We start from the raw sequence: 23,669 nt of genomic DNA on the forward strand, positions 1-23,669 counted from the left end.
AGCCTCCTCCATTTGATGCCCTCAGGGCACCACGATTGCGGTATCCAAAATCAGCGTGGTAAAATCCCTGACCTTCCCGGACCAAACCTCGGTCCCGGCGATCTCAAACGAGACATCGACAAGCAGCGGGAACTTGGGTGTCGTGCTGAGCGAAACCGGGGGGGGCCTCATACGCATGGCGAAATTGCCCCGGGCGTTCGTTTGCGTTGAAAAAGTAAGTGCCCCCGGACGCACCTGTGTTTCAGTGGCAAGTTTGACCTTGGCGTCCAGCACCTGGCCAGCCACACGCTCGCCGGACGCATCGACAACCTCGCCACGCACGATCAAGGCCTCACCATCCGATACCCGGTCCGGGCGCAGGGTCAGGGTCAGAATGCGCCCGGCATCGGGCACCGGGTCCTTCTGATCGGCGCGAACGGTGATGTTATAGGGCTTAGGCTGAAAGTACCCTGCCCGTTCCGCATCCACTTCGACGGTGTACGTCTTGCCCGCCGTCAGCCGCTCGAACACCAGATGGCCCGATGCCGAGCGGCGCGCTTTGTTGCCCCAATCCCTGAGTTTTGCGGTGATCGGACCTTGAATCATCCGACGCGTGAAACTGTCGAGAGGGGTCACCACAATGCTTGCGGGACTTGTACGCTCGGGGGCTTCCCGGTTCGGATCAAAGATGATCGGGAAAGAATGGGTCATGACGCGCCCTCTTTTCTGCCGAAGACATCCGGAGTTTCAGCGGAATGACCGGGATCAAGCCGACGGCTGCGGACCGGTGCACCCCGGACCGCGGCGCGCGCATCAATAAAGACCGGGCTGGCCAGGCAAACAAACGAAGACACATAGGGCTTGTCGTTCATCAGGCCCCAGACGCGGCTGATTTCTTCCATCGGATAAGGTACGGGCGTCAGACGGACGGATTGATCCGGGATGATGGCCTCTGCCACCGTTGTCGTTTCGTGAAGAGCGGCAATTGTTGCGCCCATACGGTGCAGATCGACTGTTTCTGATCCATTTCCAGACCGAAAGAAGCTAATCAGGTAGTACAGATCAAAAGGCAGCGCGTCCTGCAAAACCGGATCCGGGGCGCCGTTGATCGTACGGGGCGCGTTTCTCATTTCGCCATTGGGCGCCAGGTGGAACATGAACACCGAAACCAGATGCGTATTCACGTCATTGCGCTGTGCCGGAGAGCCCAGAAAAACCTGTGTGGGCAAATTTTCAACCGCCAGTTTGGTTTCGATCAGCGCCTGAATGCCCTGGGTTACCAGCTTGATGGCCTCAATGCTCATGTCAGGCAGCCCTCCAAAACCAGTGGTTCGGGATGGGGGTCGGTCAGCTCGCGCTCGACACTCAGCATTCCCATTTTCAGTAATTCGGTGCGCGTTGCGGCCATGACGTGTCGCATATGAATCTCGGGCGCGCTTTCGGCCACGGCACCAAAGGCGGCGTTGACCGCGATGGCTTGGATCGAGCCACCCGACAGCGGCAGGCGGCGCGCCAAAAATGCCGTATCGACACTGACGTGGCGCTTGGCAGCATCCGGAAAGGCCAGTTTCCATATCCGTTCGCGGTCGGCAGCCTCGGGCATCGGGAAATCAACCACAAAACGCAAGCGGCGCAGGAACGCAGGGTCGATGTTGTTCTTGAGGTTGGTGGTCAGAATGACCAGACCTTCATAGGCCTCGATCCGTTGCAGCAAATACGCAACCTCTACATTCGCGTGGCGGTCGTGGGCATCCTTGATTTCGGTCCGTTTTCCGAACAGGGCGTCGGCCTCGTCAAACAGCAGAACCGCGCTTGCGGCCTCGGCGGCCTGGAAACAGCGGTCGATGTTCTTTTCCGTTTCCCCAATGTATTTCGAAACACACCGAGCAATTTCTACCTGCATCAGTTCGACACCCAGACAGGCCGCGATGACCTGCGCGCACATGGTCTTGCCGGTGCCCGAAGGGCCACTAAACAAGGCACCTACCCCTCGGCCATACGGAAGGCGCGATACAAAATCCCATTCATCCAACACCTGCTGGCTGTGCCTGACATGCTCGGGGATAAGTTCCACGACTGTGCGTATGGTGTCCGGCAGGACAATGTCGTTCCACCCAAAGATGCACTCGGGTATTCTGACGGTTTCCGGCGCATGGCGCGCCGCCAGATGGCGGGCGGCCTCCAAAAGAGCTTTTGGCCGAACGTCAGCGCCGCCATCAGCGCATTGCGCCGCGCTGACAGCCATCTGCGCCAGCGTGACAATCTCTTCAGGGGGGAGTCGCAGCGTACCGGCCAGGCTTCTTGCGTCGTCAGCATTCAGAACGACACCCAGCTCTCGCGTTGCCTGCAACCAACGAGCCGAGATCAGGTCCCCGCCCGGCTTCTTGACCGCAGCATGAACAATTCCCCGCCCGTTTGGCTGGGACCGCGCGATTTCCGTTGCGCCGATCACGATCATTCCGCGCAGCACGCATCCGACGTCCGAGGTCAGCATCGCTTCTTGCTCGGGGCCTGGCAGAACTCCGGCATTCTCTATCATCAAAACCGCGTCATGGATCCTCGCAGCCAGTGCCCAATCAACCAGCCGCGCGCTTTGACCCGCCTCAGCAACCGTACACTTGACCCTTAAAACAGGTCCTTCATTGGCCAGAACCGCCGCCGCGATTTCGCCGGCGGCATAGGCGTTACCCCCGTCAACCAATACAAGGGGTGGCGCCTTTCTGGACAACAGGCGCCCAAGCGATGCGGCCAGTTGCGGCTCGGCATCCAGCCCAACCCACTGAACACTCCAATCTTGCCCCGAACAGCGGCGGATTCCGAACAGAAGTTCGATCACTTCCCTTGGCACACGATAGCCAGGCTGCGGCCCGTCTGCCTCGGTGCGGATCAGCTTCAATCGCGCGAATGGACGTTTCGTCTTGAGGATCGTCAGAATGTCACCACCGACATGATCCGGGCTGAAGAACATCGAAAGGGTCGTAGCACTTGGACGCGACTCGGCGAAATTGTTCTGCAAAAGCCCGACTGCCTGACCGTAGCGCTGATCGAGATCGGGGGCGGCTGCCAGGCACAAAAGCTTCAATTCCTCTGGGGCAAGGGGAAGTGTCCTGAACACCGGCTGATGCCACAACGGCGCTTCGGCCATGGCATCGAATAGTTCGCTTTCGCGTTCCCGCGAAACCTGCCGACCTGCCAGAAAATGCGCCTTGAGGTACAGAAGCTCTTCCATCCAGGGGGCATCACCCTGTCCGCCACGCGCGGCTGCAAACCGATCCAGCACAAGCGCAAAGGCCGTGTCGAGCCAAGCCAAGACCGGAGCCAAACCGGAACCGGGGTCTCGCAGAAGCTGCTCTGATGCCAGAGGGAGATGCTGATCCAGGCAAAAGACTTTGGGATGCGGGCTTTCGGCAAGCAATCCAATGATTGAACGCATCCGGGACAGCCCGACTTCGCGAAGCGCAACCTGGACATCGCCGCGCCCGTCTCCATCAATCAGGATGACCGAAACGCTGTCGGACAAGGGCATAAAGCGTTGCAGGGTATCGCTGCCCCGCTGCTCTAATAGGACAACAACAGTCTCGGTGGCGTTAAGAAAACTCTCAACTTCCGCCTCGGACCCAACCTGAGAAACTGCGAGTGATCTGTCCTGTTTCAGAGACAGCGCCAAAGCGTCCCCAAGGGCGCGGCGACTGAAAGGGCCAATGATTACGCGGGTTATGGGCATGGGCGAACCTTGTTCATGCCCCAAAGAATGCGCCTTGCTTCAGAATTCGTGAATCTGCCCTAAGGTGAAAATCCGGATTGGCCCAAAAGGCTTACGTAACGGCAACTTGGACCTATACACTTCAACTGAATCTCTGTGCCTAAAGGCATAGGCCCTACAGATTTCCGCCTATTTTTATGGTTGAATTGGTGCCGAACCCAAAAATTCTGGTGACTCGTGTTATACTAAACTCACGATTGATTCTATTTTATTTCGTGTACGTCATGCGGTGTCTTATCTTTTCGGCGAATGCCCTGTTCGGCCGCTGTCTTGCAGATGGTCTAAGCCAGCATGCAGCCGTCCGCTCGGCGGAGTATTCTGCCGATATCGATACAATTTCGCATCTCGCGTCCCGCATGAAGACGTCGATCATCCTTGTGGACCTTGCTGACGAAGCTGGAAGGGCCGGAATTTCAACCCTACGACGCCGCCTTACCGATACCTGTTTCATGGGGCTTTCCGTCGATGAAACTGCGGCGGATGATGTGCTTGCCTCGGCGCGGCTTGGCTGTAACGGGATCGTGCCCCGGAATGCCACGCTTGAGGATGTTGTGCGAATCTCGCGGGCGGCTATGCGAGGTGAGGTTGTGGTTTCGCCCACTGTGGCGGCCTCGATGATGCGGGCCCTTGCACGCCCCGAACGCGATCCCAATGCAACCGATGACCCGACCGGGTGCCTGACCCGCCGCGAGCGGGAGATTTGCAGCCTGGTCTGCGACGGCTTGACGAACAAAGAAATCGCCCGCGAGGTCAACCGCAGTGTCGGAACGGTCAAGAACCACGTGCGCTCCATTCTGTCCAAGTTCGACGTGCCCCGTCGGACAGCCTTGACCGCGCATCTTCGCAGATGAAACGGCGCAAAGCCGCCCTATCAGCTCGCCCTGCCTGTTACCGCAATGACCAGTCCACCAAACCGGTGCAACCCTGAAAATGCCGTTGGATGCCGTCAGACAAATGCGAACCAATCCCTGCAACTGCGGGGTCGCAGTCCATTTGGTGCGCTGACGCGTCTCGGTTTGGCAGCGGCCATGACAACCCGCGGGAATTGCGGCACAAATCCGGGAAAGAAAACACCAATGAAATGAGTCTGGTTTAGGTGGCGGAGAGACAGGGATTCGAACCCTGGAGACGGTCTCCCGCCTACACACTTTCCAGGCGTGCGCCTTCGACCACTCGGCCACCTCTCCGTGCCGGCGTTGTTTGAACCATCGCCGGAGGATTTGCAAGAGGTGAATACCGCGAAATTTTAACCTTCCGCGCTTGTGACACAGGTGGGCTTACAACTCGTCCCCGTCACCGTCAGACAGGTCGGCTTCGGTCATCTCAACGGGTGCAGAACTGACCGGTTTCGACGGCTTGGCAACCTTTGTCTCTGGTGCGGGTTGCGGCGCAGGCGGACCCGCCCGCAACGTCTCGGGGTTGCGCAACCAAACATCGCGCTGAGCGAACGGAATCTCAATGCCTTCGTCAACAAACCGGCGGTTGATCTCATGGTTCATGTCAGATTTCACCGACAGCACCCAGTTCACATCCCGCAGAATGGCCCGGATTTCGAAATCCAGCGAATCCGCACCAAAGCCCTGAAACACCACGCTGGGTGCTGGATTCGCCAAAACCATCGGATGCGAATTGGCAATCTCACCCAATATCTTCTCAACCACGCGCGTGTCTGTGCCGTAGGCCACGCCCACCGGTACAATGACCCGCCCGACGGTATTGCCGCGCGTGTAGTTCGTGACCACACCGCTGATCAGGTCCGAGTTGGGAACGATCACATCTGTTCGGTCAAACGTTTCAATCCGGGTAGACCGCACCGAGATATCGCGCACATAACCCATCATCCCGTTCACATCGATCCAGTCGCCCTTGGATATCGGGCGCTCGACCAGCAAGATAATGCCCGAGACGAAATTCGACACGATGGTCTGCAGGCCAAAACCGATACCAACCGACAGCGCACCGGCGACAATGGCCAGCGAGGACAGATCAAAACCCGCCAGCATGATGGCGACCAACGCGGCCAGAAAAATCCCGACGTACCCGGTGCCCGCTGCAATCGCATTCTGGCCACCCAGATCAATACTGGTCTTGGGCAGCAACGAATTGCGCAGCCCGCTTTGCAACAGACGGGTCAGGCCATAGCCGATGACAAACACGATCAGGAAGGTAAAGAAGTTGCTGGGCGAGATCGTAACCCCGCCAATATCGAACCCCAACAGCAGCCGTGACCAGACCTCAAGCAAGTCCGTTTGGCGCGCGCCCCAATACAGCGCCAATACAGGCAATGTCAGGATGGCGATGACAAATCCGGCCAGCACTGAAAACAGCGAATCCCGTGCCGCCTCGCCCAGCCCGCTGAGCCAGCCGTAGACCGAGGTGATAAAGCGATGGAAGATCGTCAGAGCCGCAAACAGAACCAGTGTTTTCACCGCTGGGAAAACAATCCCCTCGGCTGCATTGGTGTAACCTACGGCAGCCAAAATCGGGCTGACAATTCCCAGCAGGAATACTGCCTTGCGCAGGAATTCCATTAGCTGCGTCAGCCCGGCGCTGCGCGGCGTTTCGCTTGACTGCCCGTCTTCGGTCTCTGGCTTAACGGCCTGAATGCGACGGATACGCAGCAAGACAAGCGCCGTTCCAACAACAACCGGAAAGCTGATCACAGCACGGGTCGCGTCTGAGATGTTCTCGATCTGGTCAAACAGCAGCCCAAATTCATGCGCGATCAGGAAAATCGCCAGAATATCCAGATATACCCGCAGCTGGGTCACACCCTTACGGGACAGGCGATTAAAGTTCTGCGCGGCCTGCGAGATGTAAACCTGACGACCGATCCAATCGTAGTAAAAGATAAGCGCCGCCCAATACGGGACATTCTGGATCAAAAGCGTTCCGCGCAGCCCCGGTAGACCGGTCATCACGATCGCCTGTACCAGCAGCCAGACACCCAACCAAGGCAGCAGAATACGCAGCAGTGAAACCAGAAACGTCCAGACGCCGCTGCCCCGGCCCCCCAGTTGCCGCATATATTCACCAGCAGCCTCGGACCAGAAACGCCCGTAGTACAGCAAAACCCCCGCTGCAGCGGTCAGGAAGAAAATGCCCAGTCCGCGTTCTTTCAGATGGTCCTGCACGATGTTGGATTTTAGGTTCAGTGCAGATTCATTGATCAGGCCGCGTACAGCCTCGACAATGTCGACCCAAGCTGGCCCCCAATAGACCGGGTTAAGCGGGGATACCCCGCGTTCAAGCAATTCTTTTGTCTGCCGGTCGCGCAGCAGGCGGTCAATCTCGCTGATCAGCCCGTTAGCACGGCTGAAGGCTTCTTCCGAGATGATTTGCGGCACTTGCAGGCTGGTCAGCTGTTTTTCCAGATGCGCCCGAAGCTTGGCAATCTCTTCGGGTTCAGTCGCATCCCCTTCGGGTGCCGGCCCCAAGGCCGTGATTTGCGCATCCAGCGTCTGAATACGGTCTGTGTTTGCACTGCGCGCCCGGTTGAAATCTTCACGATAGTTGTGAATGTCAGCCCGCAGGTTTTCCAGCGCGGCGTTCGAGGTGCGATCAGCTTCAATATCGGTCTCGGCACGGTCCGCTGTCTCGAGCCAGTTCTGATAATATTCGCTTTGCCGATCAGTTAACTGGGCAGCGACAGGGCCACCCAGCAGGGCAAAACAAACCAGAAGGAACGCCAGAAACGGGCGAACCTGCCGCAGCATCATACGTCCTCGAACACGCCGGGGATGCTGCGGGGTGCTTCTGTCATCCAGTCAGGAACCGGCAATTCCTTTTCACGCAGGAATTCAGGGTTGAACAGTTTGGACTGATAGCGCGTACCGTAATCACACAGGATCGTCACAATAGTGTGGCCCGGTCCCAGATCCTTGGCCAGTCGCACCGCGCCCGCCATGTTGATCGCGGTCGAGCCACCCATGACGAGACCCTCATCGCGCAGCAGTTCAAAGATCAGCGGCAGTGCCTCATTGTCTGTCATCTGGTACGAGAAGTCTGGTTTGAACCCTTCGAGGTTTTTGGTGATACGGACCTGACCGATACCTTCCGCGATCGAGCTGCCCTCCATCGCGATCTCACCGGTGGTGTAATAGGAATAGAGCCCTGCCCCCATCGGATCGACCAGCCCGATCTTGACGCCCTTGGGCTGCAGCGCGTCGGCCACACCGGCCAGCGTGCCGCCCGATCCAACGGCGCAGACAAAACCGTCGACCTTGCCGTCGGTCTGTTCCCAGATCTCGGGGCCGGTTGTTTCCACATGCGCCTGTCGGTTGGCCACGTTGTCGAACTGATTGGCCCAGATTGCGCCATTTGGTTCGGTTTGCGCCAGCTGCTCGGCCAAACGGCGCGAGTAATGAACAAAGTTGTTGGGGTTGCGATACGGGGCTGCGGGAACCTGCACCAGTTGCGCACCGGCAAGGCGCAGCATGTCCTTCTTCTCTTCGGACTGGGTTTCCGGGATCACGATCACCGTTTTGAACCCCATCGACGCACCCACCAATGCCAGGCCGATACCGGTGTTCCCGGCTGTGCCCTCGACGATAGTGCCACCCGGCTTTAGCTCGCCACGGGCGATGGCGTCGTGGATGATGTAAAGCGCCGCGCGATCCTTGACCGACTGGCCCGGATTCATGAACTCCGCTTTGCCAAGAATTTCGCACCCGGTCTCGTCACTGATACGGCGCAGCCGGATCAACGGTGTTTTTCCTACTGCGTCAGCAAGATCTCGTGCAATGCGCATGGCGCCCTCATATCATTATGTCTCAACGAAGATTTACAGATGCACTGCCCCAACCACAAGCGGCGATAACTAAGCGCGCAGCCGGTCGCGATGGCGCGCAAGCCAATAGGCAAGTGTCAACAGCGGCATGTCCTTAAAGCCATTGCTGTCCACGGCAGCCATAAACGCGTCAAATGGAAGGATTTGAGTCCGAATATCCTCACCCTCGGACGCCAACCCGCCATTGTCGATAGTCCGGGTCAGATCAGCCAGCCCGACATAAAGATACACGTATTCAGTCGACGACCCGCTGGAGGAATAAGCCTCGCCCGCAAACTCAAGCGTGTCGAGCGCAACCTGCGCCTCTTCCTGTGTCTCTCGCAGTGCTGTTTGTTCTGGCGTTTCGCCGGGGTCGATCATCCCTGCCACGGGTTCCCACATCCAGGGCTCAGGGTCGTCGATCAAAAACACCGGCGTCCGGAACTGTTCAACCAACAGCACAGCATCGCGCACCGGATCATAGGGCAAAACGACAACCGCACTGCCCTGCATCAACCCGTTTCGGTTCAGAACAGCGCCCATCGAGCCATCGTGCCTACGATGTTGCAGCGCGACCTCTTCCATACCGAAATAGTCGACATAGGCGCGTTTATGATCGTGAATGATAACATCCTTGCGGGCATCGCGCGGATCGCCCGTCTTGCGTTTCCGGGCGGCCAGCTTGGCCCACGCGCGAGTCCGGATGGAGGGAAAGCTGCGGGCAATAACACTGGCGTCGACCTTGCCGTAATAGGCCATCACCTCTTGCGCAGCGATCAGAGTCAGTTCCCCCCAACCATCCACCCAATCCTGCAAAGACCAAAGAACGTCCGGCGTCCACAGGTTTGGTTCGGGATAAAACACCAGCGCTTCGGCAGTTGATCCATTTGCCAGATCGACCATCCGCGAGTTGAGGTCATATTCAAAACCACCTTCATAAAAAGCCAGCTTTTTAAGGTCATTCGGGGAAAGGTTTTGCACCAGCAACCCCTTTGCGACACTACCGGATTCAGCAGCAATCAAGGGAAAGGCCTGCCCCTTCACCCCGTACACACTATGATCCTTCAGAGAGGCCTGAGAGATGGCCAGATCAGATAGCGAACGGCCAAGCACAAGCTCCAGCAGTGGCTGATACCTGAGCGTGCCGTAAAAGAACAAATCGGACACAGATATGAGTCTCGCGTTGATTTTTGGGTTTTAGTTCCAGCGGCGATTGGCTTCTTCGGCCGCCAACCCGGCGATAAGAGCTCCGATCACCAATGTCCACAGGATTTCTGGAACCAAAAGCAACTGACCGTACTCAACACCGATCCGGAAAATGGCAATCAACGCCTCAAACGGTCCGTCATAGCGATTGCGCATTGCCAGCCGGAACATCTCATAACAGCCTTGAACAAACAGACCCCAGAACACCAGCGACGCGACGCCGGTCAAGCCATTGTTAACCGCCGCCGTCCAGCCTCTGCCGACCCGTTTGCCCATGATCTTCCAAGCGCAAACCACTGCGATCACCATATTCACATAAGTGAACCAGCCGTAATCCTTACCCTCATCACCATTTGCGATGATCATGCTTGAAACCAGAAACGCGATCACCAAAAGACACAAGGATGCTACGAGACGTGCGGCAGTGGGCATTCGAAATTTCCGTTTGTTAACCGGGTTTTGCTATAGTGATCTGTGTCACATCGCAGTTGCCAGTGTCAAAGGCTGCGCCGCAAGCAGTCAAATAATAATTCCACATGCGGCGGAAACGCTCATCAAAACCCAGAGCGGCAATTTCGTCCCATTTGGCGTTGAACGTCTCGTACCAGCGTCGCAAGGTCAGGTCGTAGCTTTTTCCAAACTCGCGCGACTTCACAACGTTCAGCCCCGCCTGCGCGACGTGTTCTTTCAAAACCGAAGGCGCCGGAAGCATACCACCCGGAAAGATATATTTCTGAATGAAATCAACACCATTCTGGTATACATCCCATCTGTGATCAGCAACGGTGATGATCTGCAGCGTCGCCTGTGCCCCAGGTTTCAAGCGCTCGCGCACGGACTCAAAATAGACTGGCCAGTATTTTTGTCCTACGGCTTCGAACATTTCGATTGACGCGATGCCGTCATATTGACCTTGTTCGTCGCGGTAGTCTTGCAACTTGAACTCGACCATGTCGGAAAGCCCCGCTTTTTCAATCCGTTGCCGGGCAAAGTTCAACTGTTCTTGACTGATGGTCAAACCTGTGACCCGAAGGCCACGCTCTTTTGCGGCGTATTCAGCAAACCCGCCCCAGCCAGAGCCGATTTCCAAAATGTGATCTCCGGGCTTCGCACCCATTTCATCAACAAGGCTAGCGTATTTTGCAGTTTGCGCGTTTTCCAGGCTTTCTTGTCCGGTTTCGAACAACGCGCTGGAATAAGTCATCGTATCATCCAGCCACAAGCCATAGAAATCATTACCTAAATCATAATGGTACGAGATGTTCTTTTTGGCCTGCCTGCGGTTGTTACGATGCAGCCAGAACCGCAAACGCTCATAGGCCTGAACCAAAAGTTTACCTGTAAAGTCGTCATAGACCGTCTCGGTGCCCAGGTGCACCAGATCCATGAACGAGCGCAAGTCAGGCGTACTCCAATCCCCTTCCAGATAGGCGTCCGAGAAGCCCAGCTCACCCTCTCGGATCAAACGAGCGAACACGTCTGGGTTATGGATATCAACGCGGGCCACTGGCCCCGCTTTGGCCCCTTCGGTCCGGAAGATACGACCATCCGGCAACACAATGTCCAGCCGACCGGACCCCATCCGGTTCAGCATCTTCAATACTTGCGCAAAGTACCTGGGCAGGTCTTTTTGCCCGTCTGTCGTCGTAAGGATCATCCCCTCTCCTTTGTACAGTGGCGGGTTCAGGCTAGGACGAGTTTGTGTTTCTGGCAAGTTTTCAGTTCCTTACTGGATTTTTCGGCCTTCATATGCCGTCAGCGCGCGCACCCGTCCCTGGGCCAATTCAACAACCGGAGCAGGATAGGTTCTACTTGGATCAAGCGCCCAGGATCGCGGTACAGCCTCAAAGTAGGCCAGCGCTGTATCTGGCGGATCACGCTGACCTTCGGCAATCCACCGGTTTACATAGGCTGCATTTGGATCAAACTTCTCACGCTGGGTCTGCGGATTGAAGACGCGAAAGAACGGCGACGCATCGGGGCCCGAGCCCGCAACCCACTGCCACCCCATCGCGTTGGCAGCCGGATCCCAATCCACCAGGCAGTCGGCAAACCAATCCATTCCGATCTTCCAATGGGTCATCAAGTGTTTGGTCAGATAGCTGGCCACGATCATACGCGCGCGGTTGTGCATCCGGCCGGTCACATACATCTGGCGTAGGCCTGCATCGACCATTGGGATACCAGTGCGAGACTGCTTCCACGCCATCACATCGGGATGGGTTGCGTCAGTGTTCCAAGGAAAGCTGTCCCACTCGGGCTTCCAGTTCCTGCTCAGCAGTTGGGGCAAGTGGAACATCAGATGGTAGGCAAATTCACGCCAGACCAGTTGCCGCAGGTAGGGCTCGGTACCTGATACGCCGTTCATTGCAGCACGTTGGACCGCATGCCAGATACTGCGCGGGCTGATTTCACCCAACGACAAGTACTCGGACAGGTCCGAAGTTCCATCCAGATCTGGCCGGTCGCGAAGGGTTGCATAGTTTGGAATGCGATCCAGAAAGCTATGCAGGGTGTCAAACGCTGCAGTTTCACCGGGTTGAACAAAAGGCGACACGATAGCTGCGCCGCGGTTCATGGCCGCCCCCAATCTCCACGTCTCAAGCTGTTCGGTGTCTGGCCACTCGGACGGTGCAGATAAACGAGATGGTGAGGCCAGAGGCTCGGGGACGTCCCGCCCCTGCACCGACCGCCACATCGGTGTGAACACACGAAATGGCTGTCCCGTTTTGGTGGCAACGGTCCAGGGTTCGAACAATAGGTGGCCAGCAAAGGACTTGGCCTCTACCCCCCGCCCGGAAAGGCTGGCTTTCAAAGTGCTGTCCCGTGCAATTGCAGCCGGGTCATAGGCACGGGACCAATAGACAGCGCAAGCCCCGACCTCAGCGATCAAAGCCTGTATCACTGTCAGCGCATCCCCACGCCGAATGGTCAGCCGACTTCCGATCCGTGTCAGGGATTGCGCAAAAACCTCAAGCCCCTGTTCCAGCCGCCACTTCGGTGCAGCCCCCAGCGCGTGCACGGCATCGTCCAGAACGAACAGCGGGATGATCGGACGGCCTGTTCGGGCTGCTGCGTTTAATGCCGGGTGGTCCGACAGACGCAAATCCCGTCGGAACCACACAATGATCGGTGACTGCTCGTTACCCATGACCGCCCTGTTGTTTTATTGACGATACGGGGCAGGCTTGGAACTGGATCACAAAACGGTCTCAAGTGCCCCTAACAACTGATCAATTTCCTGCTGCGAGGTATAATGCGTAAAGCTAACGCGCAGCACGCCTTGCTCGGGGTCAACCCTCATCGCCTGCAACGGGCGCACAGCATAAAAGTCGCCGCCACCTGCCATGATACCATGATCGTTCAGGTCTGCGGCCACGGCCTCGGCGTCCGTGTTCAGGGACAGGGCCACCGTAGGAGCGCGCCGGGTGGCGTCGGACGTGCCAATCAGCCGTACGTTGTTGCGGTCTTTAACCGCGTCCAAAACGGGCTGCAGAAGCGCAACCTCGTGCGTGCGCATCAGGTCGTGCACAAATGCCGCGCGCGCAGCCGCACCGGACCCGGGGCCGTTGTGATGATCGCACAGCAGATCGACATAATCCGCCATGCCTGCGCTGGCCGCGATCTGCGCGTGATCGGGACCCGCCGGGGTGAAACGTTTGTGCAGAACGTCACCATTGAAATAATGTGCCTGGTTCGGCAGCAACTCTCCGATTGCGCGGCGGATCACCATACAACCCTGATGCGGGCCGTAAGTTTTATAGGCTGAAAACAAATAGATATCGGGGCCAAGCTTCCCCACATTCGGGAATCCGTGCGGTGCATAAGACACTCCGTCCACACAGACAAACGCACCGGCGGCGTGGGCGATTGCGGTGATTTCGGTGACCGGATTGATCTCTCCGATAACGTTGGAGCAGTGCGGAAAACAGACCAGACGCACCTTTTCATCCAGCATGTTTTCCAGATCCAGCGGGTTCAGAGATCCGGTCTGGGGATCGATCTGCCATTCGCGTACGTCGATCCCTTCCTCTGCCAGACGCCGCCAGGGACCGGAATTCGCCTCGTGATCCTGGTTGGTGACAATGATTGCATCACCCGGCTGCATCCACTGACGAAATGCCTGCGCCAGAACATAGGTGTTTTGGGTGGTCGACGGCCCAAAGCTCAGCTCGTCTGTGTCTACACCCAGAACGGCGGCCATGCGGGTGCGGGCCTCATCCATCTCTTCTCCGGCCAGGCGGCTGGCCTGATACGGCGCATAGGGTTGCACCTTGCGTTGAGTATAAAACCGTGTCAGCCGATCCAGCACCGGTTTGCAGGTATACGAACCGCCAGCATTCTCAAAAAACGCCTGTCCTTGCAGGCTGGGTTCCTGAAACGCCGGAAACTGCGATCGAACGAAATTGATATCCAGAGTGCTCATGGCACGTGCCTCCTTGTTTATGCTCGTCATTCCAAGAGGTGTCCGAGCATGATTCCGGAACCCTCAGAAACCATGGCAGGTCTTCCAGCCCAGCCGACGCCGCACAGACGCCCGCAGCCCCTGCACGTGTAGCACGCAAGAACACCGACACGTTGCCCAGAGGTCCAGCTGTCGTCAAGCGCACAACAGGGTGTGGAACTGAAAAAGCCGGGCGAAACGGCCCGGCTTTGACTGATAGAACTGGAGGAGGGTCAGCCCTGAACTTTGGTATACGTGCCCTCACCCGCCAGAATGCCCCGGAACCCACCGGGTTCATCCAGCCCAAATACAATCAGTGGTAGGTTGTTGTCACGTGCCAGCGCGATTGCCGAGGCGTCCATGACCCGCAGACGCTTGGCCAGCACGTCGTCATAGCTGACCGAGTCATACCGCACCGCGTCCGCATGAACCTTGGGGTCTTTGTCATAGACACCGTCGACGCCATTCTTACCCATAAAGATCGCCTCACACGCCATTTCATTGGCGCGCAGCGTTGCCGCAGTGTCGGTGGTGAAATACGGGTTGCCCGTTCCGGCGGCAAAGATGCAAACACGTTTCTTTTCCAGGTGCCGCACGGCGCGCCGGCGAATATACGGCTCGCACACTTCATCCATTCGAATGGCTGAGATGACGCGGGTGAACACGCCAACCTCTTCCAGGGCCGATTGCATCCCCAGCGCATTCATCACTGTCGCCAACATACCCATATAATCAGCTGTCGTCCGCTCCATTCCCTGGGCCGAGCCGCTGAGCCCGCGGAAGATGTTACCGCCCCCGATCACCATGCATATCTCGACGCCCAAATCGTGCACCGATTTGACCTCTTGCGCGATGCGCTGAACGGTTGGCGGGTGCAGGCCAAACCCCTGATCCCCCATCAACGCCTCGCCCGAGATTTTCAGCATCACGCGTTTATACGTCGCCTTGGGGGTGGCGGTGGTCTCATTTGTCGAGGAAAGGCTCATGTTGCGCTCCGGGCTGGCACGGGTTTATTTTCAGGCGCAAAATGAAGCAAAAGCTCCGCAGGTTCAATGCGGTTGGTTAGGAATGAGGCGACCGCGCATGAGCACTGTCAAAACTTCGCAATTCTGGGATCGTCTGCCACCCATTCCGGATGACAAACCTGTCCTGATCGCTGGCCCGACAGCATCGGGCAAATCGGCTCTGGCCTTGCGGATCGCGGAAGAATTTGGCGGCGTCATCGTCAACGCCGATGCCAGCCAGGTCTATGACTGCTGGCGGGTGATCTCGGCCCGTCCATCCGCCGAGGAAGAGGCCAGCGCACCGCATCGTCTGTATGGCCATGTCGCCTATGATCAGGATTATTCCACCGGGCACTGGCTGCGGGATGTGACGCCTCTGTTGTCGGGTGAACAACGCCCGATCATCGTTGGTGGTACCGGACTGTATTTCATGGCCCTGACCGAGGGTATGGCAGACATTCCCGCCACCCCGCCCCGGATACGGGCTGCGGCCGATCAGTTGGAACTGTCTAAGCTGATCAACGGTGTCGATCCCGGAACCCTGCAGCGGATCGACACCCACAACCGCGCCCGCGTTCAGCGCGCGTGGGAGGTACAGCAAGCGACCGGGCGCAGCTTGGGCGACTGGCAGGACAACACACCGCCGCCGATGCTTGCGCTTTGTGACACGGTTCCGATTGTGTTTGACGTGGATAAACAATGGCTTCTGGATCGTATCACCCGCCGTTTCGATCAGATGTTGGAAACCGGCGCCCTGCCCGAGGTCGAAGCGATGCGCCACCTTTACAATCCGTCTTTGTCTGCATTCAAAGCCATCGGCGTGCCCGAGCTTCTGGCCTACCTGGACGGGCACATGACTTTGGATCAAGCCAGAGAACGCGCCACAATTGCAACCCGCCAGTTCGCAAAACGTCAGCGCACATGGTTTAAGGCCAGAATGAAAAGCTGGAATCACATAGATTTCTCAAAATGATACCTCGGGCAGTTCAACCAGCGGTGCCCAGGTTTTTTGCACCGGCATTTTAAGCAAGCGAATCCACAGCATTACATCGGGTTTAACTAACCCAAACACCATAACCTGTGGTCTCTGTTACCGATAACCGGGGCTCATTGATGTCGTTTTTGTACCATGAATGACGATTTCGAACGTTGACCTCAGCAAATTTCTGGGGCCGAATGACCCCATGGGGATGTTCAGGATCCAACAAAAGAAAACCTACGAACCTGCCGACCGGGTCATTCCCGTCTGAGCGGTTCAGAGCTTCTTCACTATTATAAAAGTGTCACAGGGAGAGACATTAATGCGAAATCAAACCTTGACCGGAGCACCGATTCATCGGGCGGCAGAAATGCATGCTCAGGAATATCGGGACGGCAAACTGAGCCGACGCGAGTTTATGGCCCGCGCCACCGCTCTGGGTGTCACCGTACCGGCAGCTTACGGAATGATTGGCCTGGCTTCACCGGCCAAAGCGCAAGAAGCGCAGCGCGGTGGGACCATCCGCTATCAGATGGAAGTGCGCGCACTCAAAGACCCGCGCACCTATGACTGGACCCAGATCGCCACCTTTACCGCTGGCTGGCTGGAATATCTGGTCGAATACAACAACGACGGTTCGTTCAAGCCGATGCTGTTGGAAAGCTGGGAAACCAATGACGACGCGACCGAGCACACGCTGAACGTGCGCAAGGGTGTCACTTGGAACAACGGCGAACCGTTTACGGCAGCAGACGTCGCCCGCAACATCGAGATGTGGTGTGATGCGACGGTCGAGGGCAACTCGATGGCGTCGCGGATGACTTCGCTGGTCGACCCCGACACCCAAAAGGCCGCGGACGGCGCCATCACAGTGGTTGACGATCATACCGTCCAGCTGAAGTGTCTTTCGCCGGATATCACTGTTATCCCCGGCATGGCGGATTACCCCGGTTCCATCGTGCACAGCAGCCACGACCCCGCCAACATGCTGGCCAACCCAATCGGGACGGGCTTTATGCTGCCGGAAAGCCATGAAGTTGGCGTAAAGGGTGTGCTGGTCCGTAACGAAGACCACGAATGGTGGGGCTATGCCGCTGGCAAAGGCGGCTATATCGACCGGATCGAATTCATCGACTACGGCACCGACCCCGCTGCGTTCCTGGCCGCCTACGAGGCGGAAGAGATCGACATGAACTGGGAATCGGTCGGTGAATTTGTCGACATCTTTGACGGCATCGGCCTGACCCGATCGGAAATCCCGTCGGGCTTTACTATTGTCATCCGTCCCAACCAACTGGCCGAAGACGCAGATGGCAACAAGATCTATGCCGACAAGCGTGTTCGCCAGGCTCTGGCGATGGCCGTCGACAACGAGGTCTGTCTGGAATTGGGTATGTCAGGTTACGGCATTCCGGCTGACAACTGCCATGTCGGTCCGATGCACCCAGAATTCGACTCGGCTGTTACCCGCCTGCCCTATGATCCTGCCGGCGCCAAAGCCCTTATGGACGAAGCAGGCATGGCCGATTTTGAACACGAAGTTCAGTCGATAGACGACGACTGGCGCCGCAACACTACGGCTGCAGTCGTTGCCCAGCTGAACGACGCAGGTATCAAGGCGCGTCACACGGTTCTGCCGGGTTCGACCTTCTGGAACGACTGGACCAAATACGCGTTCTCGTCGACCAACTGGAACCACCGTCCGCTGGGCACACAGGTTCTGGCACTGGCATACAAGTCCGGCGTGGCCTGGAACGAATCCGGGTTCGCCAATGAGGAGTTTGACGCTCTGCTAGCCGAGGCGAATTCCATCGCGGATGTGGACCAGCGCCGTGAAGTGATGGCCAAGCTTCAGGCGATCATGATCGACGAAGGTGTGACCATTCAGCCGTATTGGCGCACGGCCATGCGTCACCACCGCGACAATATGGTGGGCGTCGAAAAACACATTGCGGACCTGCCGCAGATCTACAAGTTCGGCATTGTGTCCTGACCTGACAAAACCCAAGCCGCGCCCCACTGGCGCGGCTTTTTCGTCCTGAGTGCGGCGGCAATAAAAAACAGCGATGCGCGGTTCAACTTGAAACACGCGCTAGCCTACCAACAGGGGCTAACATGGGACTATTCATTCTAAAGCGTGTCGGCATCATGCTATTGACAGCATTATGTCTGACATTCTTGGTCTTTTTCCTCACCAACCTATATCCGAACCTCGAAAAGCTTGCCAAAACCCAAGGCAACTTCCGCATGTCGGACGAACAGGTCGCAAGCTACCTTGAAAAGAACGGGTATCTGCAACCTACGCCCGTGAAGTACGGCGAATGGCTGGGCGTTTTGCCTTCCTATCGGCATACGAACGAAGACGGATCTGTTCTGGGCAGATGCATCCTGCCGGGCACAACCGCGGAAGAGTCGCCTAATTTCTGCGGCATCCTGCAAGGATACTGGGGATACTCGTCCGTTTTCAAAGCAGAGGTCTCGACCGTTGTTGGCACCCGGCTGGCATTGACCGGCCGCTTAATGTTCTGGGTGATGCTGCTGATGGTGCCTTCTGCGTTGATCCTAGGGATTTTGGCCGGTATGCGCGAAGGTTCGGCAACCGACCGGACATTGTCGACCATCGCAATCACCACAACCGCGACACCGGAATACGTCTCGGGGGTTATCTTTATCGCGATCTTCACCTCATCCGCCGTCGGTTTAAAGTGGTTCAAGGGAACCGCGACACAGGCGATGGAAAACCCGACCTTCGAAAATTTCTTCCTGCCGGTGCTGACCATCGCGCTTTATGGCATGGGATACATCGCGCGGATGACCCGCGCTTCGATGACCGAAGTGATGACCGCGCAGTATATTCGGACCGCCCGCCTGAAAGGTGTCGCGTTCCCCAACATCGTTATGAAGCACGCTTTGCGCAACGCGCTGATCGCGCCCTTTACCGTCATCATGCTGCAGTTCCCATGGCTGCTGAACGGCGTGGTGATCGTTGAGACCCTGTTCAACTACAAGGGCTTTGGATGGGCACTGGTACAGGCGGCAGGCAACAACGACATCCAGCTATTGCTGGCGATTTCAGTCGTGTCGGTCTTTGTGGTGCTGGTGACGCAGCTGATCTCGGATATCGGCTATGTCTACCTCAACCCGCGCATCCGTATTTCGTAAGGAAGGATAGAACATGGAACCTCTTACCTGGACCGGCTCTATTGCCTTTCTGAACCCTTTGCTGATGATCTCGCTGGCTGCGATGTTGATTTCCATCGTGGTCTGGATCCTTGGCAGCATCGTGCTGCCCGAGGCACCGCTGAGCATCAATGTCGACGGAACCCTAAACGCCAATGCCGGGCTGCGGGGGCTTACCCAATCGGCCTTGCGATACAGTTTCATGGCCAGTGTGGCCGTTACGCTGGCCTATCTAGTGCTGGGCATCCTGATGGGGACCAGCGCCGGGATCATCGGCGCGATATCACGGCAGTTCCTGCCCGTCTGGTTGTCGCTGATCATTCTGTTTGCCATGTCCATCGCGTTCAAACGGCGCCTTGGTCTGTACGGCAAGCTGTTTGACAGCCCGATCGGGATGATCGGTTTCGGCCTTGTGATGTTTTGGGTATTCACCGGTATCTTTGGTGCCATGGACCTGATCATCACACAAGATCCGCTGTCGCAGCTTTCGGGCATGAAGAACAAGGTCCCCGGAACACCGGTGCCGTCAACGGATGAAGGTCAATATGCCTGGTATCTGCTGGGCGGTGACAACCTAGCCCGCGATGTCTTTAGCCGCATGGTCAGAGGCGCGTGGGAAGTGGTCAAGATCGCGCCCTTTGCGACCATCTTTGCCTTTATGGTCGGCATTACGCTGGGCCTGCCTGCCGGGTATTACGGCGGACGTCTGGATACGTTCCTGTCCTTCCTGGCCAACCTGATCCTGGCCTTCCCGGTCATCTTGTTGTTCTACCTGCTGGTCACGCCAGAGATCGTCGCAACCGGCGTACCGAACTATATGGCCGCAGTGCTGTTCGTCTTTCCCATCATCTTTCTTGCGGTGCTTCTGAACTCGCGCTTTTACACCCGCCCGAATTTTCGCACGCCGCTTTTGATTGGGGTTCTGGGGGTCGCGCTGTGGTTCTATCTGTCGATGATCTCGACCGGTGGCTACATTATCGAAACAGAGACCTATCGCATCTGGGGTCTGCCCACATATCTTGATCTGTTCAACATCCCCGGAGGTATTCTGGTGGTGTTTGTGTCGGTCGTCTTTGTGAACTCACCCACTGTGTTCCGTATCGTGCGGGGCCTGGCGCTGGACATCAAGACACGGGATTATGTGGCGGCGGCGCAAACGCGCGGTGAAGGTCCGTGGTACATTATGCTGTGGGAGATCCTGCCCAACGCACGCGGTCCGCTGATCGTCGATTTTTGCCTGCGCATCGGATACACCACCATCCTTTTGGGGACGTTGGGCTTCTTTGGCCTGGGCCTGCCTCCGGAAAGCCCCGACTGGGGGTCGACGATCAACGAAGGGCGCAAGCTTTTGTCGATCTATCTGCACCCGGCCCTGCCGCCTGCGCTGGCGCTGTTGTCTCTGGTTCTTGGTTTGAACCTGCTGGCCGACGGTCTGCGCGAAGAAAGCCTGAAGGATTGATGTGACCAAGGCCGGGGGCCAGCCCCGTCGCCATCTGGGCTCGAACCGGTGGCGCCACAGATGGCAACCCCCCGGGATATTTTTAGCCAGATGAAGGGGATCCCCTGACTCTCGCGAGGAGAAACAAGATGAGCAAACTGGCGGAATATGACGGCCCGATCCTTGAGATCGACAAGCTGTCGATTTCATTCTTTACCCGCCTTCGGGAAATTCCGGCCGTGATGGACTTTTCGGTTACTGTCCAACCCGGGGAAGCCGTTGGTCTGGTGGGTGAATCCGGTTGTGGCAAATCCACCGTGGCCTTGGGTGTCATGCAGGATCTGGGCAAGAATGGCCGCATCGTCGGTGGATCGATCAAGTTCAAGGGACGGGACCTGGCCGAAATAAGCTCGGACGAGCTACGGGACATTCGCGGCAATGAAATCGCGATGATCTATCAGGAACCAATGGCCTCACTTAACCCGGCGATGAAAATCGGCAGGCAGTTGATGGAAGTGCCGATGATCCACGAGGGCGTCGGCAAGGACGAGGCCTATGCCCGCGCCCTGGAGGTGGTAACCGATGTGCGCCTACCCGATCCCGAGCGGATGCTCAATTCTTTCCCGCACCAGCTATCGGGCGGGCAGCAGCAGCGCATTGTGATCGCCATGGCGCTGATGTCGAAACCTGCCCTGTTGATACTGGATGAGCCGACAACCGCGCTGGACGTGACCGTCGAGGCTGCGGTGGTCGAGCTGGTCAAGGATCTGGGCAAGAAATACGGCACCTCGATGCTGTTCATTTCGCACAATCTGGGGCTGGTGTTGGAAACCTGTGACCGGTTGTGCGTTATGTATTCCGGTGAGGCGGTCGAGCGCGGCTCGATCCATGATGTATTCGACGAGATGCAGCACCCCTATACGCAGGCGTTGTTCCGGTCGATCCCGTTGCCGGGTGCGGACAAGAACGCGCGGCCACTGGTCGCCATTCCGGGGAATTTCCCCCTGCCCCATGAACGCCCACAGGGATGCAACTTTGGACCGCGTTGCGACTATTTCGAGGAAGGTCGCTGCAACTCCCAGAACATCCTTATGGAAGCCGTGCCGGGCAATGACCGCCATCACACGCGGTGTCTGAAGTTCAAAGAGATTGACTGGAACGCGCCGATCACTCTGGGTGAACAGAAGGAAAAAGGTGAGATTGGCCGGGTTGTATTAAAAATGGACAACCTCAAGAAGTACTACGAAGTTGCTGCCAACGCCCTGTTTGGAGGGGGCGAGAAGAAGGTTGTGAAGGCCAACGAGACGCTGAGTTTCGAGGCCCATGAATCTGAGACACTGGCTATTGTGGGTGAATCCGGTTGCGGCAAGTCTACCTTTGCCAAGGTGCTAATGGGATTAGAAACAGCGACTGACGGCCAGATTCTGCTGGACAATCGCAATATCGAAGACGTGCCCATCGAAGAGCGCGACGCCAAGACCGTTGGCGAAGTTCAGATGGTGTTCCAGAACCCGTTCGATACGCTGAACCCGTCAATGACCGTTGGTCGCCAAATCATCCGCGCGCTGGAAATCTTTGGCGTCGGCAATTCTGAGGCCGAGCGAAAGAAACGAATGCTGGAACTGCTGGATCTGGTGAAATTACCGCGCGCCTTTGCGGACCGGATGCCACGACAGTTGTCCGGCGGCCAGAAACAGCGCGTTGGTATCGCACGAGCCTTTGCAGGCGATGCCCGGATTGTGGTCGCGGACGAGCCGGTCTCGGCGTTGGATGTATCGGTACAGGCGGCGGTGACCGATCTGTTGATGGAGATCCAGCGTGAACACAAGACCACCTTGCTGTTCATCAGCCACGATCTGTCGATCGTGCGTTATCTCAGCGACCGGGTCATGGTGATGTATCTGGGCCATGTGGTCGAGCTTGGGACAACGGATCAGGTTTTTGCGCCGCCCTACCATCCCTATACCGAGGCGCTGCTGAGCGCGGTGCCGATTGCGGATACATCCGTTGAAAAGCAGCATATCGTGTTGGATGGCGATATTCCGTCGGCGATGAACCCGCCTCCGGGGTGTCCGTTCCAAACGCGATGCAGGTGGAAATCCGAAGTTCCGAACGGGCTGTGCGAACGCGATATACCGCCCGTGAAAACTCTGGCTGACGGGCATCAGGTCAAATGTCATCTAGCCGAGGACATTCTGGCCCGGATGGAGCCGGTGATCAAAATTGCCGCAGAGTAAGAGCTGAAACGCAAAGAACCGGCCACAGCGCCGGTTCATTTTTTGGGGGAGGCGTCAGTTTAGCTCAGCCGCCCCAGATAACTTTTACGTAGTTTTGGGTTTCTTTGTACGGCGGCACTCCGCCATGCTTTTCGACCGCTTTTGGACCCGCATTGTAAGCGGCCAGCGCCAAACGCCAGGATTTGAACTTGCGGTACTGCCAGGACAGATATCGCGCACCGCCTTCCAGGTTTTGCTGCGGGTCATGCGGATTTACCCCTAACAGCTGCGCTGTGCCCGGCATCAGCTGTGCCAGACCCAATGCACCTTTGTGCGATTTGGCGTGAGGGTTCCAACCGCTTTCCTGCTGCACCAAGCGCAGGAAAAGCTCTTCTGGAACACTGTGCTTGCGCGCCGCCTGACGCGCCAACGCCATATACTCGCCCCGGTACTTGCCGGTATATCGTTTGCTGAATGTGGGTTGTGCTGCCTTAGGTTTCAGGCGATCGGAATCCCGGTATTGCGTCGCTGCGCGCGTATCCAATACTTTGGATTGTTTCAGAAAAATGTCCCGGCGACTTTTCGAAGACAACGAGTCAGCCGAAACCGGCACCGAAACCAGCGTCAAGCACAGAACAGAAAAACAACCAACCAAAAGACGCATTCAAGCCAATCCAGCTCGTTCAGGAATC

The 23,669-nt window shown here is 57.3% G+C and carries 18 protein-coding genes and 1 tRNA gene; 6 read left to right on the forward strand and 13 right to left on the reverse strand.

The window, feature by feature from the left end; all coding sequences use genetic code 11:
* Positions 1–21: 21 nt before the first annotated feature.
* The 3 genes from SJY13_RS04890 to SJY13_RS04900 are packed head-to-tail and all read right to left on the reverse strand — an operon-like array spanning position 22 to position 3,703.
* On the reverse strand, positions 22–690 hold the full coding sequence (locus SJY13_RS04890) for a hypothetical protein (RefSeq protein ID WP_377188382.1): 669 nt from the start codon (positions 688–690) through the stop codon (positions 22–24).
* Positions 687–1,283, reverse strand: coding sequence for a DUF4255 domain-containing protein (locus SJY13_RS04895; protein ID WP_377188385.1), 597 nt, complete (start codon positions 1,281–1,283; stop codon positions 687–689). The genes SJY13_RS04890 and SJY13_RS04895 overlap by 4 nt, the downstream gene beginning before the upstream one ends.
* A complete protein-coding gene (locus SJY13_RS04900; protein WP_377188388.1) occupies positions 1,280–3,703 on the reverse strand; it encodes an AAA family ATPase in 2,424 nt (807 codons plus the stop codon). Before SJY13_RS04900 ends, SJY13_RS04895 begins: the two co-directional genes overlap by 4 nt.
* A gap of 395 nt (positions 3,704–4,098) precedes the next feature.
* Between SJY13_RS04900 and SJY13_RS04905 the strand changes: the two genes are divergently transcribed.
* Positions 4,099–4,593, forward strand: coding sequence for a response regulator transcription factor (locus tag SJY13_RS04905; RefSeq protein WP_377188391.1), 495 nt, complete (start codon positions 4,099–4,101; stop codon positions 4,591–4,593).
* A gap of 246 nt (positions 4,594–4,839) precedes the next feature.
* Here SJY13_RS04905 and SJY13_RS04910 read toward each other — a convergent pair.
* The 9 genes from SJY13_RS04910 to pyrH form a co-directional block, all read right to left on the reverse strand.
* Positions 4,840–4,929, reverse strand: a tRNA-Ser gene (locus tag SJY13_RS04910).
* A 90-nt stretch (positions 4,930–5,019) separates the two neighbouring features.
* Positions 5,020–7,458, reverse strand: coding sequence for a DUF3772 domain-containing protein (locus SJY13_RS04915; RefSeq protein WP_377188394.1), 2,439 nt, complete (start codon positions 7,456–7,458; stop codon positions 5,020–5,022).
* Positions 7,458–8,492 carry a cysteine synthase A gene (locus SJY13_RS04920; RefSeq protein WP_377188397.1) on the reverse strand — a complete coding sequence of 345 codons (1,035 nt, stop codon included), beginning with the start codon at positions 8,490–8,492 and terminating at the stop codon, positions 7,458–7,460. Before SJY13_RS04920 ends, SJY13_RS04915 begins: the two co-directional genes overlap by 1 nt.
* Positions 8,493–8,561: 69 nt before the next feature.
* Entirely contained in the window at positions 8,562–9,677 is a 1,116-nt protein-coding gene (locus tag SJY13_RS04925) for an NUDIX domain-containing protein (RefSeq protein ID WP_377188400.1), read from the reverse strand.
* Positions 9,678–9,707: 30 nt separating this feature from the next.
* Entirely contained in the window at positions 9,708–10,148 is a 441-nt protein-coding gene (locus SJY13_RS04930; RefSeq protein ID WP_085821613.1) for a TrgA family protein, read from the reverse strand.
* A 16-nt stretch (positions 10,149–10,164) separates the two neighbouring features.
* On the reverse strand, positions 10,165–11,373 hold the full coding sequence (locus SJY13_RS04935) for an SAM-dependent methyltransferase (RefSeq protein WP_085821614.1): 1,209 nt from the start codon (positions 11,371–11,373) through the stop codon (positions 10,165–10,167).
* A 69-nt stretch (positions 11,374–11,442) separates the two neighbouring features.
* Positions 11,443–12,867 (reverse strand): cryptochrome/photolyase family protein, encoded by a 1,425-nt coding sequence (locus SJY13_RS04940; RefSeq protein WP_377188405.1) that lies wholly within the window; start codon positions 12,865–12,867, stop codon positions 11,443–11,445.
* 48 nt (positions 12,868–12,915) lie between these two features.
* Complete coding sequence (locus tag SJY13_RS04945; RefSeq protein ID WP_377188408.1) at positions 12,916–14,142, reverse strand: aminotransferase class V-fold PLP-dependent enzyme; 1,227 nt, start codon at positions 14,140–14,142, stop codon at positions 12,916–12,918.
* Between the two features lie 251 nt (positions 14,143–14,393).
* Positions 14,394–15,146, reverse strand: a complete 753-nt coding sequence (gene pyrH / locus SJY13_RS04950; RefSeq protein WP_085821617.1) for a UMP kinase — start codon at positions 15,144–15,146, stop codon at positions 14,394–14,396.
* A gap of 97 nt (positions 15,147–15,243) precedes the next feature.
* On the opposite strand from pyrH, the gene miaA reads away from it, so the two are divergent.
* From miaA to SJY13_RS04975, 5 genes are all read left to right on the forward strand, one after another.
* Complete coding sequence (gene miaA, locus SJY13_RS04955; RefSeq protein ID WP_377188411.1) at positions 15,244–16,137, forward strand: tRNA (adenosine(37)-N6)-dimethylallyltransferase MiaA; 894 nt, start codon at positions 15,244–15,246, stop codon at positions 16,135–16,137.
* Positions 16,138–16,465: 328 nt separating this feature from the next.
* Positions 16,466–18,136, forward strand: coding sequence for an ABC transporter substrate-binding protein (locus SJY13_RS04960; protein ID WP_377188414.1), 1,671 nt, complete (start codon positions 16,466–16,468; stop codon positions 18,134–18,136).
* Between the two features lie 122 nt (positions 18,137–18,258).
* A complete protein-coding gene (locus SJY13_RS04965; protein ID WP_377188417.1) occupies positions 18,259–19,305 on the forward strand; it encodes an ABC transporter permease in 1,047 nt (348 codons plus the stop codon).
* A 13-nt stretch (positions 19,306–19,318) separates the two neighbouring features.
* A complete protein-coding gene (locus SJY13_RS04970) occupies positions 19,319–20,782 on the forward strand; it encodes an ABC transporter permease (RefSeq protein ID WP_377188420.1) in 1,464 nt (487 codons plus the stop codon).
* A gap of 128 nt (positions 20,783–20,910) precedes the next feature.
* On the forward strand, positions 20,911–22,998 hold the full coding sequence (locus tag SJY13_RS04975; protein ID WP_377188423.1) for a dipeptide ABC transporter ATP-binding protein: 2,088 nt from the start codon (positions 20,911–20,913) through the stop codon (positions 22,996–22,998).
* A gap of 64 nt (positions 22,999–23,062) precedes the next feature.
* Here the strand turns inward: SJY13_RS04975 and SJY13_RS04980 are convergent, their stop codons facing one another.
* The gene (locus SJY13_RS04980; RefSeq protein ID WP_085821623.1) at positions 23,063–23,641 is read right to left on the reverse strand and encodes a lytic transglycosylase domain-containing protein; all 579 of its coding nucleotides are present in this window, start codon (positions 23,639–23,641) and stop codon (positions 23,063–23,065) included.
* Between the last annotated feature and the right edge of the window lie 28 nt (positions 23,642–23,669).

Origin of the sequence: Ruegeria meonggei (assembly GCF_042768335.1) — a bacterium.
GTDB lineage: Bacteria > Pseudomonadota > Alphaproteobacteria > Rhodobacterales > Rhodobacteraceae > Ruegeria > Ruegeria meonggei.